At 37.9% G+C, this 17214-nt stretch carries 13 protein-coding genes; 10 read left to right on the forward strand and 3 right to left on the reverse strand.

Annotation, left to right across the window (positions count from 1 at the left end):
- Window positions 1-23: 23 nt before the first annotated feature.
- A complete protein-coding gene (locus RCC89_12985; protein WMJ74071.1) occupies window positions 24-683 on the reverse strand; it encodes a hypothetical protein in 660 nt (219 codons plus the stop codon).
- A gap of 404 nt (window positions 684-1087) precedes the next feature.
- Here RCC89_12985 and RCC89_12990 point away from each other — a divergent pair, with 404 nt between their 5' ends.
- From RCC89_12990 to RCC89_13015, 6 genes are all read left to right on the forward strand, one after another.
- Window positions 1088-2224 (forward strand): DUF917 domain-containing protein, encoded by a 1137-nt coding sequence (locus RCC89_12990; protein WMJ74072.1) that lies wholly within the window; start codon window positions 1088-1090, stop codon window positions 2222-2224.
- Window positions 2225-2700: 476 nt separating this feature from the next.
- Window positions 2701-5448 carry a cellulase family glycosylhydrolase gene (locus tag RCC89_12995; GenBank protein WMJ74073.1) on the forward strand — a complete coding sequence of 916 codons (2748 nt, stop codon included), beginning with the start codon at window positions 2701-2703 and terminating at the stop codon, window positions 5446-5448.
- 386 nt (window positions 5449-5834) lie between these two features.
- Window positions 5835-6434, forward strand: a complete 600-nt coding sequence (locus tag RCC89_13000; GenBank protein WMJ74074.1) for a TetR/AcrR family transcriptional regulator — start codon at window positions 5835-5837, stop codon at window positions 6432-6434.
- A 287-nt stretch (window positions 6435-6721) separates the two neighbouring features.
- Window positions 6722-7186, forward strand: a complete 465-nt coding sequence (locus RCC89_13005; GenBank protein WMJ74075.1) for a pentapeptide repeat-containing protein — start codon at window positions 6722-6724, stop codon at window positions 7184-7186.
- Between the two features lie 22 nt (window positions 7187-7208).
- Window positions 7209-8372 carry a hypothetical protein gene (locus RCC89_13010; GenBank protein WMJ74076.1) on the forward strand — a complete coding sequence of 388 codons (1164 nt, stop codon included), beginning with the start codon at window positions 7209-7211 and terminating at the stop codon, window positions 8370-8372.
- Between the two features lie 105 nt (window positions 8373-8477).
- Complete coding sequence (locus tag RCC89_13015; protein WMJ74077.1) at window positions 8478-8762, forward strand: hypothetical protein; 285 nt, start codon at window positions 8478-8480, stop codon at window positions 8760-8762.
- 71 nt (window positions 8763-8833) lie between these two features.
- Here the strand turns inward: RCC89_13015 and RCC89_13020 are convergent, their stop codons facing one another.
- Window positions 8834-9280 carry a VOC family protein gene (locus tag RCC89_13020; protein WMJ74078.1) on the reverse strand — a complete coding sequence of 149 codons (447 nt, stop codon included), beginning with the start codon at window positions 9278-9280 and terminating at the stop codon, window positions 8834-8836.
- Between the two features lie 469 nt (window positions 9281-9749).
- Between RCC89_13020 and RCC89_13025 the strand changes: the two genes are divergently transcribed.
- The gene (locus RCC89_13025; GenBank protein WMJ74079.1) at window positions 9750-10391 is read left to right on the forward strand and encodes a hypothetical protein; all 642 of its coding nucleotides are present in this window, start codon (window positions 9750-9752) and stop codon (window positions 10389-10391) included.
- Window positions 10392-10737: 346 nt separating this feature from the next.
- Here RCC89_13025 and RCC89_13030 read toward each other — a convergent pair whose 3' ends face one another.
- Window positions 10738-12024 carry an aminotransferase class I/II-fold pyridoxal phosphate-dependent enzyme gene (locus RCC89_13030; GenBank protein ID WMJ74080.1) on the reverse strand — a complete coding sequence of 429 codons (1287 nt, stop codon included), beginning with the start codon at window positions 12022-12024 and terminating at the stop codon, window positions 10738-10740.
- 54 nt (window positions 12025-12078) lie between these two features.
- On the opposite strand from RCC89_13030, the gene RCC89_13035 reads away from it, so the two are divergent.
- The 3 genes from RCC89_13035 (at window position 12079) to RCC89_13045 (ending at window position 17189) form a co-directional block, all read left to right on the forward strand.
- Complete coding sequence (locus RCC89_13035; GenBank protein ID WMJ74081.1) at window positions 12079-12462, forward strand: hypothetical protein; 384 nt, start codon at window positions 12079-12081, stop codon at window positions 12460-12462.
- A gap of 3124 nt (window positions 12463-15586) precedes the next feature.
- A complete protein-coding gene (gene tnpA, locus RCC89_13040) occupies window positions 15587-16048 on the forward strand; it encodes an IS200/IS605 family transposase (protein ID WMJ74082.1) in 462 nt (153 codons plus the stop codon).
- Between the two features lie 553 nt (window positions 16049-16601).
- Window positions 16602-17189, forward strand: coding sequence for a porin family protein (locus RCC89_13045; GenBank protein ID WMJ74083.1), 588 nt, complete (start codon window positions 16602-16604; stop codon window positions 17187-17189).
- The last annotated feature ends 25 nt before the right edge of the window (window positions 17190-17214 follow it).

A 17214-nucleotide genomic window follows, 5' to 3' on the forward strand; every position in this document is an offset into this window, starting at 1 on the left:
AAAGTTATTAACCTCAATTTTTTTTATATCTGTGGCTTAAAAAAAATCTCTTTTCCTAAAAAAGCGCGTTTAAGCAATGGTACAGTGCCTGCATTGCTAAAGTCCCTTGGCTCATATGCATTGGGCGGATAACCAGTACCCAATAATTTCATAGACATATAAGTGGCAGCAACCAACATACTACAAAAGAACATATTATTGTCAGCCTTCTTATTAGAGATCCGCCCTTCTAGCAACATGCGCCCCATTTCTCCAGTGCTAGGGAAAGTAGTGTTAATTACTGTAGGCATAAACTCTTTAAGTTTTGCCATCATGGCGGGGTTCCTATCCGCATACAAATGCCGACACGCAAACTTAACACCCTTAAACTCTTTTGCCGTAGAAACAATTCTTTCTTCAAAAGGCACAAGCATTGGTCCTGTTTTAGCTTTTCCAGTTATCAAATCCGGAATATTTGTCAATTCATTTGACTCCCATAAAAGCAAACCGTCATACTTTTTTTCCATACCCACATCTTCTGGCCTTATGACCATAGCAGAGTGGGACCAAGGACTCCATTGCACCGCTTCAATTACAACACTAAAAGGATAGCGTCCATGAACCAAGATCACATCTCCCGTCTGAAAGCTGTCATTTAATTCTGAGAGTTTTACATACCAATTCTGGTCAAAAATATTGTTCATTGCTTTTGAAAGTTAATTAAACCTAAAATATGCAATAGAGCTTCCAATTACGCAGCAAAATAACCTCCAGTCAATCGCCCCGCTCACACTTGTGTCCACAGCGCTGCTATGCTGTGTGACCAAAAGTACTGATTGACTATTGATTTTACTCCTCATGACCAAATCTACCGCATAGTTCAGGTTAAAAAAGTGAAATATTTTTATTTTTTAGACGATTAAAAAGTAGCAATTTATCTGATTTTTTAAGATTTACAAGTCTTGGGAACAAGGCCATTTCTAAAAAACACCATCGCAAAGGCAAGCAAAAAGTTTAAACTAATTTATCTTTTCCTTCCTAGAATGAATTAAATAGTTGATATAATGTATATTTATGATTTAGATTTAGAATATAAAATATTTTTAATATGCGTTTAAAAGAAAAAGACCTGAAAAACTTAGTATATGGTGCAGCATTTTTAGGAAGTGGGGGTGGTGGAGCTATCTCCACAGGGCTTGATTTTGTAAAGACGGTTATAAAAAATACCAAAGGAGAAGGAGTAGAACTACTATCAGCCGAAGATATATTTAACGCTCATGACCATGCATGTGTTATATGCGATATTGGTGCAATTTCGGCTATTGAAGAAAACCAGTCACAAGCCATTATTAATGCATATAATGTATTTGAAAAATGGTACTTTAAAAATAAAGAAAAAAAATTTTCCAGTGTCTTACCTATAGAAACCGGCCCAGAGAACTCACTTGCACCTTTTGTGCTAGCCTCCAAGAAAAATATACCTGTATTGAATGCTGATGGGGCAGGAAGGGCAGTCCCAGAACTGTCTTTATGTACTTTTGCCTTGTTTGAAAACTCCGTAACAGCCAGTATTGCCAATGACCAAACAGACTGGATGCTAGTAAACACCACAGATGCATCTTCTCTTGACAATATGCTGAGACCGGTAACAGAAAGTCCAGCATTTCATTCTTCTGCCAGCATGGCTTTATGGGGCGCTTCATTACAACAGCACTTTAACAACGCAGCTACAGGTACATTAAAAAATGCCATAATGACCGGCTACTTATTAGAAGCATTGCGCAACAAAGATCAGTCGCTGGAGAAAGAAGCATTGCCTGAAGTAAATAAATTACAAGCAAGGAAGTTAGTAAGTGGCAAGGTCACAGATATCCAGCACCAACAAAAGAACGCCTTTGATTTTGAACTTATAACCTTAAAAACAAGCGACAACCAGTTATTCAAAGTATATACACAAAACGAAAACCTCGTTCTTATAGACTCCTCTGAGAAGCAAATAATATGTCAAGCACCTGAATCCATTTGCTATTTAACCCAAAGCTTGCATCCTCTGACAAATTCTGAAATAAAACTCAACGATAATATCCACCTAATAGGAGTAGCGTCAAATCCAAAACTGACAACACCCCAAATCGTTAAGGGTTTTGACGGACTTATAAAAACATTAGTTGGCAGTACCATGTCCGAAAGCAGTGATAAAAACTATTTGCCATTAGGAAGTTTACTTAAAGGTATTGCCAAATAGAGGGCCAAGTTTCAATGGATTTTCCCTCCATAGGCAACAATAATGGCTACTCCGAAAGTTTAAGGCCATTCCAATCTTTCTGCCCAAAGATACTAAAGCTGGGGCTGTGTTGGAGTCACTGGTGTCAAAAGTTTTATAATCGGTTCCTTCAATGATTTCGATTTTACCGAGGAAAAGCACTAGAATTTATGGCGAAGAAAAATAATTAAAGAGCTATTGAAATTTGCATAAAAAATAAAAAACGCACCAAATAACATTTCTCAATCACATATAATACAGACATATATAACCGATCAGCTAATTGCATATTTTTAATATCGCACAGGATATAATCATCCTAAAACTGATTGATTATCTAAGAAAATTTCATTTATTATTTGGTATAGCATAAATTATAGATTAAATTTAACAATATACTTATTGTAAATTATACAATTTCATACCAAAAACAAGAATAAATGAAAAAAAACTTACTTATGAGTACAAGAAAAAAGATAGCCGTTTTATTGCTTCTTTTGACCTCAAGTTATTTGAGTTTTGCTCAAACTGCTGTAGGAACTTATGGTCAGCTAGCAATTGATGGAAGACATGTCGTAGACCAAAACAATAACCCTGTACAGTTACAAGGAATGTCGCTTTTTTGGAGCAACTGGAGTCCTGCGGGTGATGGCGGTAATTACTGGACCCGAGGTGCTGTTCAGGAAATTCGCGACGAATGGTGTGCGAACATAGTTCGTGCAGCCATGGGAGTAGAAGACCCAGGAGGCTACCTACAAGACCCTAATGGACAGAAGCAAAAGGTGATAGACATTATTGAAGCTGCTATTGACCTAGACATGTACGTTATCATTGACTGGCATTCGCACCATGCTGAAGATCACCAACAAGAAGCTATTGATTTTTTTACAGAAATGGCTCAAACCTACGGAGACTACCCCAATATCATCTATGAAATTTACAATGAGCCATTAAATGTCTCTTGGAGCCATACCATCAAACCATATAGCGAAGCTGTAATAGAAGCAATTAGAGAGCATGACAGCAATAATATTATTGTGTGCGGAACTCCTAATTGGTCTCAGGATGTAGATGATGCTTCTAATGACCCAATTGAAGGTTATGACAACATTGCATATACCTTGCACTATTACGCAGGCACCCATGAACAGTGGTTAAGGGACAAAGCCAACATAGCTATGAACAGGGGCATAGCAATAATGGTTACAGAGTATGGCTTAGTAGATGCTGATGGTGATGGGGGAGTAAGTATAGCTTCTTCAAACCAGTGGTATGACTGGATGGAAGCCAACATGATCAGCCACTGCAACTGGAGCCTGCATGATAAAGAAGAAGGAGCCTCTGCTTTACAACGTAACGCCTCAACCCAAGGAAACTGGACATATGATGACGACTTGACTGCCTCTGGGACTTTTGTCAGAAATTACCTAATAGATAACTGTCCAGATTATGATGGAATTCCGGCTCCTGTATTTTCAACACAGCCGCAAACTACTACGGGAGAAATAGGAGAGTCTGTTACGTTTTCGGCTGAAGCTTCTGGCGAAGGAGCTGTTACTTATCAGTGGTATTTAAACGATGAGCCTATAGAGGGTGCAACAGAATCTAGTTACACGATTTCGAGCATATCGCAAGAAGATGCGGGCGCTTATCATGTGGTTGCAACCTCAGAAGGAAAAGAAAGGAGAAGTGCCATCGCATACCTTATTTTAGATGATCCGGACGCTGATCAATCAGGAAGTATATGTTCGGAAAATGACGCTAAAGGCATTTTTGACGATTTTACTGGTCGAGAATATTCTGAATCAACGGATGGAGAACCGGCACGAGGCATGTACTGGTGGACGGACGATAATGCTCCTATGGTACGAAACACCAGTGCAGGGGAAATAAGTGTTTCTTTAACCAGAGAAGAAGGCCAATACCAGCCGATTGGTTTCTCATTTGGTGATGACGCTGGCGATGAAACAGGCAACGCCTATACCGTCGACTTCTCTGAAGATTTTACTTATGAAGTACATGTTCGTAATGACTCTGATTATGACTTGGTCTTTGCGCTTTCTCCACAGGACATAAACGGCAATCAAATAGATGCGGACGCCCAGGCAGAAGAAGGTATCGATGATAATGTAGTGCAAAACCCATGGCAGTATTCAATACAAATTACAGTTCCTGCAAGAAGCGAAGGGGTAATTGGGGCTGGTGCTTCCAATGGAACAATTGAACTAAGTGGGACTTTCGAAGATGGTTACCATGTATATGAAAACCCTCATTGCAATAATGCAGAAGGTTGTACTGCTCAGGAATTTGACTTTAGTCAAGTAACAGGGTTTTTAATTACTGTTACCAATGCAGCCAATACAGGAGACCCTCACTACCTACCATTACCTCTTGATAATGCAGAGATTGCCATTACCGAAATAAGGTTTGGAGTTGAATGTGAAGAAAACGGCAGTTTTGGTCCTACGATAGATCAACAACCTCAAGACCTTACGGTTGATGAAGGTGAAGAAGCTGTTTTGTCCGTACAAGCTTCAGGAAGCGAAGAATTGTCTTACCAATGGTATTTCAACGGTGAGGAAATAGAAGATGCTACGGAAGAGTCTTATACTATTGCAGAAGCTTCTTCTGCGAATACTGGTAATTACCATGTGGTTGTAACAATGGGAACATCATCTGTTGAAAGTGAAACAGCGACACTTATAGTACAAACCCCAGAACTTTCTATCGATCATCAAACAGAAGATCAGACAGTAGAGGTAGGAGAGGATGCCGTGCTATCTGTCAATGCCTCAGGTGATGGAACACTTTCATTCCAATGGTACTTCAATGGTGAGCCTATAGAAGGTGCTACAGAAAGTACTCTTAATCTAAACAATGTATCACTAGAGGATGCTGGGGAATATCATGTGGTAGTTATCAGTGGTGATGAACAAATTGAAAGTGATAAAATTGTGGTAGAAGTAGAAGATCCGCTATCAGTAAGGCCTAAGGAAGAAAGCGCTTTAACCATTTATCCTAACCCTGTGGTTGCTGGACAAACTTTAAAATTCAGTAAAACAATCCACAATGCTCAGGTTTATGATGCTCTTGGATCTTTAATAGATACCTCAGAAGCTATGGATGAACTAAATACCAGCAATCTTTCGCCTGGTATATATATCATCATTTCTGAAGAGGGGACACAAAGATTTATAGTTAAATAACCTTTACAGACATAGCATGAAAAAAGCCGGTTTTGTTTTAACAAGACCGGCTTTTTTTATAGTATTAGATAAATATAGAGTCTCTTTATTTACACAGAGTTAATCTTATAAAGGATTAAGATATAGCAGTTTATGTTAGCAGAGGCGTAGTACCTTATGAAAGATTAAGCAATTGACTAATATCATATTGTTTTGCCACCTAAGAAGACTTTGTAATTTAGGTGAACATATGCAATAACCTATTGACTTACATATAATGTTTATCTAAATTCGTAGTTTAAATTTTATTACCACCTCCCGAGAAAAAATCTGTTAAAAGCTTTTGCATAATATATTTTTTTAACAGTTTTGTTAAACTATTTAGGTAATAATTTCTTTTAAAGTATATGCAAGAGCAGCCTACAGAAGATCATATTAAAGAAACCGCAAAAAAGATATTTTTTGCAGAAGGGCGTTTGCATGCAAAAACTCAAGAAATTGCAGATGAAGCCGGGGTAAACAGAGCCCTTATACATTACTACTTCCGCAATCGAGAAAACCTCTTTAACTCTGTTCTGAAAGAAGCGCTGGCTGATAGTTATCAAGAAACAATGAGTATTATCCAGTCCAACCTTGACTTTGAAGAGAAAATTAAAGAAATGATTTCTCACATGATGGATCGTCTAGCAAAATATCCATACATGGACACTTTTATTATCAGTGAGTTTAATAAAAACCCCGATAATCTCACAATGCTAAAACCACATGATGATAACGAAGAGCATAAAAATAACTTTAAAAAAGAAATTGAAAATTATATTATAGAACACAAACTTCCAGTAATCAAGCCGGAGCATTTTGTGGTAAACATTGTTTCCATGTGTACTTATCCTTTCATTGCAAAGAGCATATTCAAAGAAATGCTTCAATATGATGACAACCTTTACGAACAATTTATAGCAGAAAGGAAAGAGGTAATTACAAAATTTGTTTTGGGAAAGAAGTAAAAATTTTTTATATTAATATTAACAATTTTGTTAAACAATGTAGTTTAATACTAAATACACGCTTGCAGGTCGGAGACTTCTAATTAAATGAAGGGACACATAACTTTAACATATTGGGGGCGGGGCTTTTTGTTGTCTGTAGTACAGTTTACTTTTTATTTACTTGCCCGTCCCCATAATTACTATTTTTTTTAATAGAAAAGGTTACTTTTCAAAAAATGCATAAAAGCAAAAATTATAACCGTACAGCAGGAAGGTAAAATCAATAAAACTAGAATCCAAGACAAATGGAACAACAGGAAACAGCGGAAGGTGTGTCAATGAAAGAGGTGACCTTGGCAGGTGCGATAACATTTAACAAATGGAGAGAAGAACACCTAGACCAAGATATAGTTATTGAAAACTTGGATTTAACTAAGCTTGATTTGAGTGAAATGGACTTCACAGGCGTTATATTTGAAAATACAGACTTCTCTTATTGTAAAATGCACGAATCAATCTTTCGGGGAGCTCGGATAAGCAATTGCTGCTTTGATTTTGTCAATATGCACAACTGTGGGTTTAATGGAATAAAAAACTTATTTGTAGATGCTAAAAAGTTTCCGAAATATGTATCTTATAAAGAAAGCCCTGCTGAAATTACGCATTCATGGTTTCAATATGCAGATCTTAAATTCTCAAACTTTAAGGGGGTACTTATAAAGGAAGTTAGCTTCCTTGGCAGCAATTTGGAGGAATGTTGTTTTGAATAAATACTTTTCATTTTCAAATTACATGACCAAGTGCTTAGGTTATTCAAAGTCCGTAAGCATTGGTCTATTGCTTTTTTTCGTCTCACTAGCACTTCCTTTTGGAGCAAAAGCTCAAAACAGAGACAGCTTTGCTAAACGGTATATTAATAGTCTAATTAACGATACCACCGACATTTCCAAACCTAAATTTATTGCTTATCCCACTTTAGCCTATGCGCCAGAAACAAGTTGGGAGTTTGGGTTCAGCGGGCTCTATGTATATTTTGCCAATAGAGACACTACCAATAGGCTAAGTGAAATCAATGGTTTTTCTTTTATTACGCTAGAAAACCAATATGGCTTTTGGTTCGACCATGCACTCTACACCCATGAAAACAAATGGTTTTTTCTTGGTCGCATCCGGCTGCAGGATTTCCCTTTACGGTATTATGGAATTGGCCCCTATACCACGCCAAGTCATACCGCAGTAATAGAAGCTACTCAAGTAAACATAAGGGAAAGGGTATTACGAAAAGTGTACAAAGATTTATTTGTTGGCCTTCAGGGAGACTGGCAACAGTTAAGGTTTGCGAGGTTCACTTCAATAGACCAAGAAGAGTTTGAGTTTCCGTTAGGCGGGGAGGGTTCGCTGAACATTGGCCTTGGGCTAAATGTAGTTTACGACACCAGACATAATGTACTGAATGTAAGAGACGGATTGTTTTCAGAGCTGGCTTTTCTAAGATATCCAGGCTTGGCAAGCAATTACAACTTTAGCACTTTAATTTCAGACAACCGCATATACCGCCCCGTGGGCAAAAACAATGTACTTGCCGCACAAGTCATGGGGCAGTTTAACTTTGGTAACACACCTTTCAACATGCTTTCTTTAATGGGAGGCGAAAACCTGATGCGTGGTTACTATTTGGGAAGGTTTAGGGATAATAACCAAATAGCCACACAAGTAGAATTCCGGTTCTTGCCCTTACCGTTAAATTTTACCAATAGGATAGGAGCGGCCCTTTTTGCTTCTACAGCCTCTGTTTTTGATGAATTTGAAAATTTTTCAGTTAGCAAGTTTGTCTTTGCCGGTGGTGGAGGTTTAAGATTTCTGCTATTTCCCAAAAGAGACATATACACACGGTTTGATGTGGCATTTACCAATGAAGGATCTGGTTTTTACCTTTTCATAGGAGAGGCTTTTTAATACTGTAAACACCCCAATACACTATAAGTAATACAGTTACCCCCCAAGTTAACATTCGACACATTTTTTTTGTTAACTAAATAGAAGTAGAAAAAAAGAATGATTATGGAGGATATTCTGGAAAAAGTAGATAAAGGGGTAACACAAGTAACAGGACACGAAAAGCCAGAGGAAGGAAAAGTAGCAAGAATGATTGAAAAGCAAACCGCCAAGTTGCCTTCAGATGTATATCTTTGGGCTTCTATAAGTTCTATGGCTGTTTCTCTATCATTTAAACTGCTAAAGAAAAACTCTCTATCATTGTTCGTTGGACAATGGGCTGCACCTTTCTTGCTTTTCGGTATCTATAACAAAATGGTGAAGCAAGAAAAGCAAAATAAGAACGGATAATGTCCTGAATAAATAAACAAAAGCGGGAGTCACTATAGGTTCCCGCTTTATTTTTAATTAGCACACCTAAGCTATTGCTCTTGATTTACGAAATTTTCTTGTCTTCTCTGCATTTCTTCTGGGCTAACGTCTTCAACATGCGTAGATATCCACCAAGTATTCCCAAAAGGGTCTTTTACTCCAGCACTTCTATCTCCATAGAATTGCAAGGCAGGCTCCATTGTGGAAACACCTCCGGCTTTAAGCGACTTTTGGTAAACATCATCCACATTTTCAGTATAAAAGTGAATAATCACTTGCGTAGGAGGAAAATCAGGATTGGCCTCAGAGAGCATAATGTTTGAATCTCCAATCCGAACTTCTGCATGCATTACTTTGCCATCAGGGTACAAAGTCTTCATTTTTTCCTGTGCATTGAAAGCATCCTTGAGAAAACTAATATACGCTAAGGCATTTTCCACAACCAAATAAGGGGTAATATTATGGTAACCTTCAGGAACTGGTTTTACATTTTTCATATTAAATATCTTTTTTAGTTAACCTTTATGTCTAAGAAATCGCCGTCTCGGACAGAGCAAAAAAAATGTTTTATAACCCAAATAGGTATACCTAGGTTCTGCTATATACTTCTTGTTGCTTTTTACTTTGTATAATATGCTCATCACTAAATTGTTTGAAAAAGATTAATCTGTCTCGGCAGTGCATTAACAAATTGTAAGATATTTTTCAACCCACAAAATAACCTTACATAGCACGCTTCAATAATGTATACAAATCATTGCCTACAGAGATTTAAAGAGCTTGTGGATAAGTTTGTTATAAAAAACAGAGCATTTGTATGGCATTTTAACCTCAAAAAAATTACATTTACTTATAGTTTTCGGGGTTTGATCATTTTTTTTAATGAAATCTTAATATAAATTAATTGTTAAGAAGCGTTATTAGTTATATATTTATACATCTATTGTCTGGGTAAATATTTTTTTTATGGAAAACTCATTTTCTAATGAAAGTACGCCGGTTTCAGAAATAGTTTCTGAAATGAAGAGTATATTGAAAAAAGAAGGAGACCTTAACCAAGAGAAAGAGCATCTTTCAAGATTACTTGAACAAGCGGACTTTTTGCTGCACAAACATGATGAGGACTACAACCAGTTCATAGAGCTTTTTGTAGCTATGGGTCAGTTTGACTTTTCTTCAAAGCTTCAATACCTAAACAATGGAGACAACTTTCAAAACTTTATTGTGACCGGTTTAAATATGGTCAATGAGGAGCTGAAACATACTATTATACACCCTTGTGTAATAAACACTTTACTTAGAATACTTAAAGTCCCTAATGCTGTTATAGTTATAACAGATGATGAAGGCAAGATAAAGTTTTTAAATAACTATATTCCACACCTATCAGAAGCAATTTCCCGCTCCTATATAGGGAAGCATATCAGTGAGCTTTTAGCTAACTACAACAATCTAAAGGAAAGCTTTGATAAAGGAGCGCTTGTACGTAACCATGAAAGCTTCATTGACCATAAAGGCAAGCATTATTTTGTTACTGTAGATATGGAAACTGCCATTAACGGACAAAAGGTAGAGGGATTTGTATATGTTATCAATTTTGTACACTAGGGCGCGCTGAAAAACGCCCATATTGATCTGTTTATATTTGTATAAAGATTATAAAGGTATAGGTGCAATCGTTTTCGGTTGTTTCATATTTTTTTGTGCACAATAAACTGAGAAGCTTTAACCCAATACTTCTTTGGGCTAGCCACAAGCGCCCAATCTACTTTATGGCCTTAATTCGAAGTATTCCAATACGTCTTCATGTAAGGCCATGCGTATCTTGCACACTTGTGACTTTTTCAGCAGGCCCTACACTAGTAAAAACAAAGGATTTACAATACCCTTTCTTATAAAAAATAAAAAAGTCGACCTAATGGCCGACTTTTTTTATTTGTCCAGGTCATACTGATTAGCCAATCAGCATTTTTTCTTTATTTATTATAAAGGTAGGGACCTTATCAAAAGCCTGACAAACTTCAGCAAGACTTGAGCCTTCTTCCGAAAGGGCTTCTGGCAGGCTTTGAGCAATTACTTTAGCCAGGTTTTCAATATCTTCATACGAATGATGAGTAGTAATTGTAAACCTTAATCCCGTACATTGCTTAGGAACCGTAGGGAAGACACTGATATTTACATAGAATCCAGCATCAATAATCTTCTTCACTAGCTTATATCCTACCTCCATTTTACCAGCACCTATAAAAAATATAGGAGAAGTAGGGTTTGATACAATTGGTAAGTTATACTTCTCCAACATGCTTTGGCAATGTGCAATTTTAGATTTCAACTCCTCTTGTCTGTCATAAATTTCCGAAGAAAGATGGATTTTGGCAGAAGCAATTCCTGCTGCGATAACCGGAATTTGGTGAGGGCCGGAGAACATAAAAGGACCTCCGCAATTCCTTACCATGTCTTTGGTTTCTTTGTCAGGAAAAATAAACAAACCACCACCAGCTCCAAATGCCTTGTTGAGCGAAGTAGCCATGACCATTTTAGGGTGCAAATCCATTTGGCTCAACAAAAAGCCCCTTCCGTGCTTACCTGCCCAGCCCATTCCATGGGCATCATCAGCATAAAGATGAAAGCTGTCATACGAGTCAAGGTATTCTTTGATGGTGTCTACAGGAGGATAGTCTCCATACATAGAGTAAACACCGTCAATCATATACCAAATATTGTTACAGCTACCCTCTAACTCTTCAATGGTTTTTTTCAGAAAGGCCATGTCATTATGGGGAATTACCACTATCTTTATGCCATAAGCTTTCATTTTGAAGGCTGCGTCTTGTACGCTTGCATGAACCTGTTGATCCAAAATAATGGCATCATTCTCTCTTACAATGATGGGAATTACACCATGATGCCCTAAGGAAACAGAGGTTGTATAAGCTATATGAGCACCAAAAATCTGTTGTAACAATATTTCATATTCATCATAAAGAGAACATGAAACAAAGTGACGAGAAGAAGAAAACTGTATACCATATTTCATTATGGCATCAATGGCTGAAACCTTTAGCCGCTGGTCTGTTTCTAGACCCAAATAACTGCAAGATCCAAAATTGAGCAAGTTCTTATTATCAACAGTAATGTTTTTACCATCGTAATATTTGTCTTCAGTAACAATTTGACCAAGTCCATGCTGGCGTGCGGTTGTGACAATTTCATTAATTTGGTTTAGGACGGTTGTTTTCATAGCAGTAGAATTTAAAAGTTTAACATGTAATAAAAGTTTGTAAAAAGTTTAAAAATGACTAATAATAGTACATACGTAGATTTTTGGTTTGAGGATGGGATTTTATTACAAATTTTTAAACCTGAGGTCGATAAAGTTACTTTAGAGGTCGCTAAGGCCGTTGTTAGGGAAAGAAAAAAATTAACCAAAGGTAAGAAATACCCGCTTTTAGTCGATTTTTCGTATGCAAGTTCCATTGACAAAGAAGCAAGAGATTATTGGGCTACGGAAGAAGGAAAGGACGATGTTTCCTACTCCGGTCTAGTTATGAGCAATTATTTGGCGTTTCTTGCTGCTAAACTTTTTATGGCCTTTAATAAACCAGGAATTACAACTGAGCTTTTCAGAACAAGACAGCAGGCCAAAGAGTGGTTGTTGAGCTATAAACATAATGAGTAACCTATTACCAACAAGACCCCGCAACGGGTGCGGGGAGAGTGCTAAATGGTTAATTTTTAGGCGTTATTTCACCGTATACAAAACTATTTTGGTGACTTTACCTGAAAAACAAAAATAACAGCCCCTTGCCAGACCCGTTCCGGCATCTGTGAAGAGTTCGCAGAAAAGTGGTTTTTTAATTATATCGCCACCTTCGGGGCTTAAATAAAAATGTAATTTTGACTCTATAATCATATCGCCCTTTCTGGGCTCTGGTATTAACCTGTCACCCTGAGGATCGAAGGATCTGTTAGACATTGCCTCTTTTGCGACACTGAAAGGTTATCCTTAAATCCTTTAATCGGGCGAATCCCGATTCTGACAAAAAGGACGAGGGGTCTGTCAGACGCTGGCTCCAAGATTACGTTTTGATGAGAGCAAATTCCACAGCGTACCGCAAACAGATTGCAAAATAACTTGGTAACTTTCCCTGAAAAATAAAAACAACAGCCCGTGCCGGACCGTTCCGGCATCTGTGAAGAGTTCGCAGAAAAGTGGTTTTTAAATATACGTTTTCTACGGACACTGCTACTTACCAACAGACCCCGCAACAGGTGCGGGGAGAGAGCTAAAAAGTTTCTCTTTTCTGCTTTATTTTACCTGGTGCAAAACTTCCTGATGATTTTCTCAGAAAAATAAAAAGTATCGCTCTTGCCGGACCTGTTCCGGCATCTGTTAAGAGATGGCAGAAGAGTGTTTTTTAATTATATCGCCACCTTCGGGGCTTAAATAATAGTGTAATTTTGATTCTCTAATCATATCGCCCCTTCTGGGCTCTGGTATTAACCTGTCATGCTTTTTCATACTCAAAATCACAGGTTCCCAATGTTATTTCATACATTGAAAACCAAGAAATTCATCATCAGAAAAAATCTTTTATAGAGGAGTACCACGATTTTCTTTTAAAATTTAATATCCAATACGCCCCCAAATATACCTTTCAAAAAATTTTGTAATTATTTGTTATAGGATCTGCAAAAAACTGAATAAAATATTATTCCATGCTTGCGTTTCACTTTTAGCATGGCTTTTTCATACACTAAGTCTATATATTATTAAGTCCCGTGAGGGACGAAAGGTCGGTAGAGATGGATTACCTATAGGTATTAGCCCCGTTAGGGGCGGAACTATGGAATTTATATATACCATATTTCAAATAAATTTAGGTCCATTGCCTAGAGATAACCATTCCAGCTTTTATTCCTTGTGAAGCACTTTGGTTAAGTCCCTAACGGGGCTATTTGGTGTTTGGGTCGAATTCCCTACCGACATTTCGCCCTTAGCAGGGCTTTCCTTCTGATTGGAACCCCACGAAAGTCCCGCCAAGGCCGAAAGATCGGTAACTTATGGCATTTTTTGAAAATAGCTCCGTAGGAGCGGAATTCTGGATTTTTTATATACCATATTTCAAATAAATTTAGGTCCATTGCCTAGATAACCATTCCAGCTTTTATTCCTTGTGAAGGTTCCGCCCCTAACGGGGCTATTTGGTGTTGGATCAAATTCCCTACCGATATTTCGCCCTTAACAGGGCTTTCCTTCTGATTGGAACCCCACGAAAGTCCCGCCAAGGCCGAAAGATCGGTAACTTATGGCATTTTTTGAAAATAGCTCCGTAGGAGCGGAATTCTGGATTTTTTATATACCATATTTCAAATAAATTTAGGTCCATTGCCTAGATAACCATTCCAGCTTTTATTCCTTGTGAAGGTTCCGCCCCTAACGGGGCTATTTGGTGTTGGATCAAATTCCCTACCGATATTTCGCCCTTAACAGGGCTTTCCTTCTGATTGGAACCCCACGAAAGTCCCGCCAAGGCCGAAAGATCGGTAACTTATGGCATTTTTTGAAAATAGCTCCGTAGGAGCGGAATTCTGGATTTTTTATATACCATATTTCAATAAATTTAGGTCCATTGCCTAGATAACCATTCCAGCTTTTATTCCTTGTGAAGCACTTTGGTTCCGCCCCTAACGGGGCTATTTAGCGTTGGATCGAATTCCCTACCGATATTTCGCCCTTAGCAGGATTTCCCTTCTGATTGGAACCCCACGAAAGTCCCGCCAAGGCCGAAAGATCGGTAACTTATGGCATTTTTTGAAAATAGCTCCGTAGGAGCGGAATTCTGGATTTTTTATATACCATATTTCAAATAAATTTAGGTCCATTGCCTAGATAACCATTCCAGCTTTTATTCCTTGTGAAGGTTCCGCCCCTAACGGGGCTATTTGGTGTTGGATCAAATTCCCTACCGATATTTCGCCCTTAACAGGGCTTTCCTTCTGATTGGCCCCCACGAAAGTCCCGCCAAGGCCGAAAGATCGGTAACTTATGGCATTTTTTGAAAATAGCTCCGTAGGAGCGGAATTCTGGATTTTTTATATACCATATTTCAATAAATTTAGGTCCATTGCCTAGATAACAATTCCAGCTTTTATTCCTTGTGAAGCACTTTGGTTCCGCCCCTAACGGGGCTATTTAGCGTTGGATCGAATTCCCTACCGACATTTCGCCCTTAGCAGGATTTCCCTTCTGATTGGAACCCCACAAAACTCCCGCCAGGGACGAAAGATCGGTAACTTATGGCATTTTTTGAAAATAGCTCCGTAGGAGTGGAATTCTGGATTTTTTATATACCATATTTCAATAAATTTAGGTCCATTGCCTAGATAACCATTCCAGCTTTTATTGCTAATTAAGCACTAAACTTAGTCTCGCACCTTACGGGGCTTTAGGTATTATGTTAACCCTAGTCTACAAATATCTCGTCCCTAGGGGGACTTGAATGGGAATAAGCCCTGATAAGGACGAAACATCGGTAGAAATCTTGCCCTTGCACTAATTAGCCCCACTCGGGGCGCAACATATCGAGGAAGTCCATAGTAGTTCTTTGCGACCTACATAAAAAAAACCTTTCCGAACCCGTTCCCTAATTCGACAAATAAGATGTCTGAATCGGGATTTGACGGGACTGGTTGAATAAGGTTTTTCAGGTGCATATTTTTACCATTTAAATGTTTGGAATATATTTTTTTCTTATTTTGCTTTAAGTCAAGTATTTATATTTTTTTTAAATTTACTTATAATGGCTAATACTTTCACTCAAATCCATATTCAGACAATATTTGCTGTAAAGAATAGGACAAGTTTAATTCAAAAAAGCTGGAAATGCGACTTGTATCAATATATTTCTGGAATTATTCAGAATAACAACCATAAAGTTTTAGCTATAAATGGGATGCCTGACCACATTCATATATTTTTCGGAATGAGGCCTTCACAGTCATTGTCTTCTTTAATACAAGATGTAAAAGCTTGTTCTGCGAGGTGGGTTAATTGTAGTAGTATGGTTCGAGGCAAATTTGAATGGCAATCAGGATATGGCGCTTTTTCATACTCAAAATCACAGGTTCCCAATGTTATTTCATACATTGAAAACCAAGAAATTCATCATCAGAAAAAATCTTTTATAGAGGAGTACCACGATTTTCTTTTAAAATTTAATATCCAATACGACCCCAAATATACCTTTCAAAAAATTTTGTAATTATTTGTTATAGGATCTGCAAAAAACTGAATAAAATATTATTCCATGCTTGCGTTTCACTTTTAGCATGGCTTTTTCATACACTAAGTCTATATATTATTAAGTCCCGTGAGGGACGAAAGGTCGGTAGAGATGGATTACCTATAGGTATTAGCCCCGTTAGGGGCGGAACTATGGAATTTATATATACCATATTTCAAATAAATTTAGGTCCATTGCCTAGAGATAACCATTCCAGCTTTTATTCCTTGTGAAGCACTTTGGTTAAGTCCCTAACGGGGCTATTTGGTGTTTGGGTCGAATTCCCTACCGACATTTCGCCCTTAGCAGGATTTCCCTTCTGATTGGAACCCCACGAAAGTCCCGCCAGGGACGAAAGATCGGTAACTTATGGCATTTTTTGAAAATAGCTCCGTAGGAGCGGAACTATTGCAGATGATATTTTTTATAGATACATTTATTAAATTTTTTTAAACCCCTTTAAACTTACCCCTATCTTGGGGGCTGGTAATTAAAGGAAATCATATATTTACCGAAAACAACTACAAACATCATGAAATGTACTAAGGCATTTGTTTCCACATTGCTGTTTTTGACATTTGTAACCACAAAACTCGATGCTCAAGATCTTGATATCAAGGCAGGTATCCGTGGCGGCTTAAATATATCCAACCTACAAGGTGGCGGCGCAAGTGGCGATAATACATTTAGGCCTGGCTTTCATTTGGGAGCATATGGTGAAATCCCACTTAGTGATGACCTAGGTGTTATCGTGGAAATGCTTTTTTCTCAAGAAGGCACGATTACAAGAGGAGCGAGGCCGCACCATTATGTTAGGATTAACTACCTAAAAATTCCTGCAATGGTTTCTTATTCTTTTGCTCCTGGTTTCAAAGGTATAGCGGGCTTTGCTTTTTCGGCACCTGTATACGCACGTCATAGAGAAGGAAGAGATGGCCGTGAAAGAAACTTTATCGATGATATACACAACCAGGTAATTAGCTTTCCGCTAGGAGTTATTTACGAAATGGAAAGTGGCTTAAATGTAGGCGCGCGTTTTGATTTAGGCTTATCTGCTATTGGAGGAGACGGTGCTAGAAGCAACTTGCTCATGCTTTCTATTGGGTATGCACTGAAATAAAGCCCTAACCATCTCTAGTCGCAGC

This window comes from Cytophagaceae bacterium ABcell3 (assembly GCA_030913385.1).
In the GTDB taxonomy this organism is placed as follows: domain Bacteria; phylum Bacteroidota; class Bacteroidia; order Cytophagales; family Cytophagaceae; genus ABcell3.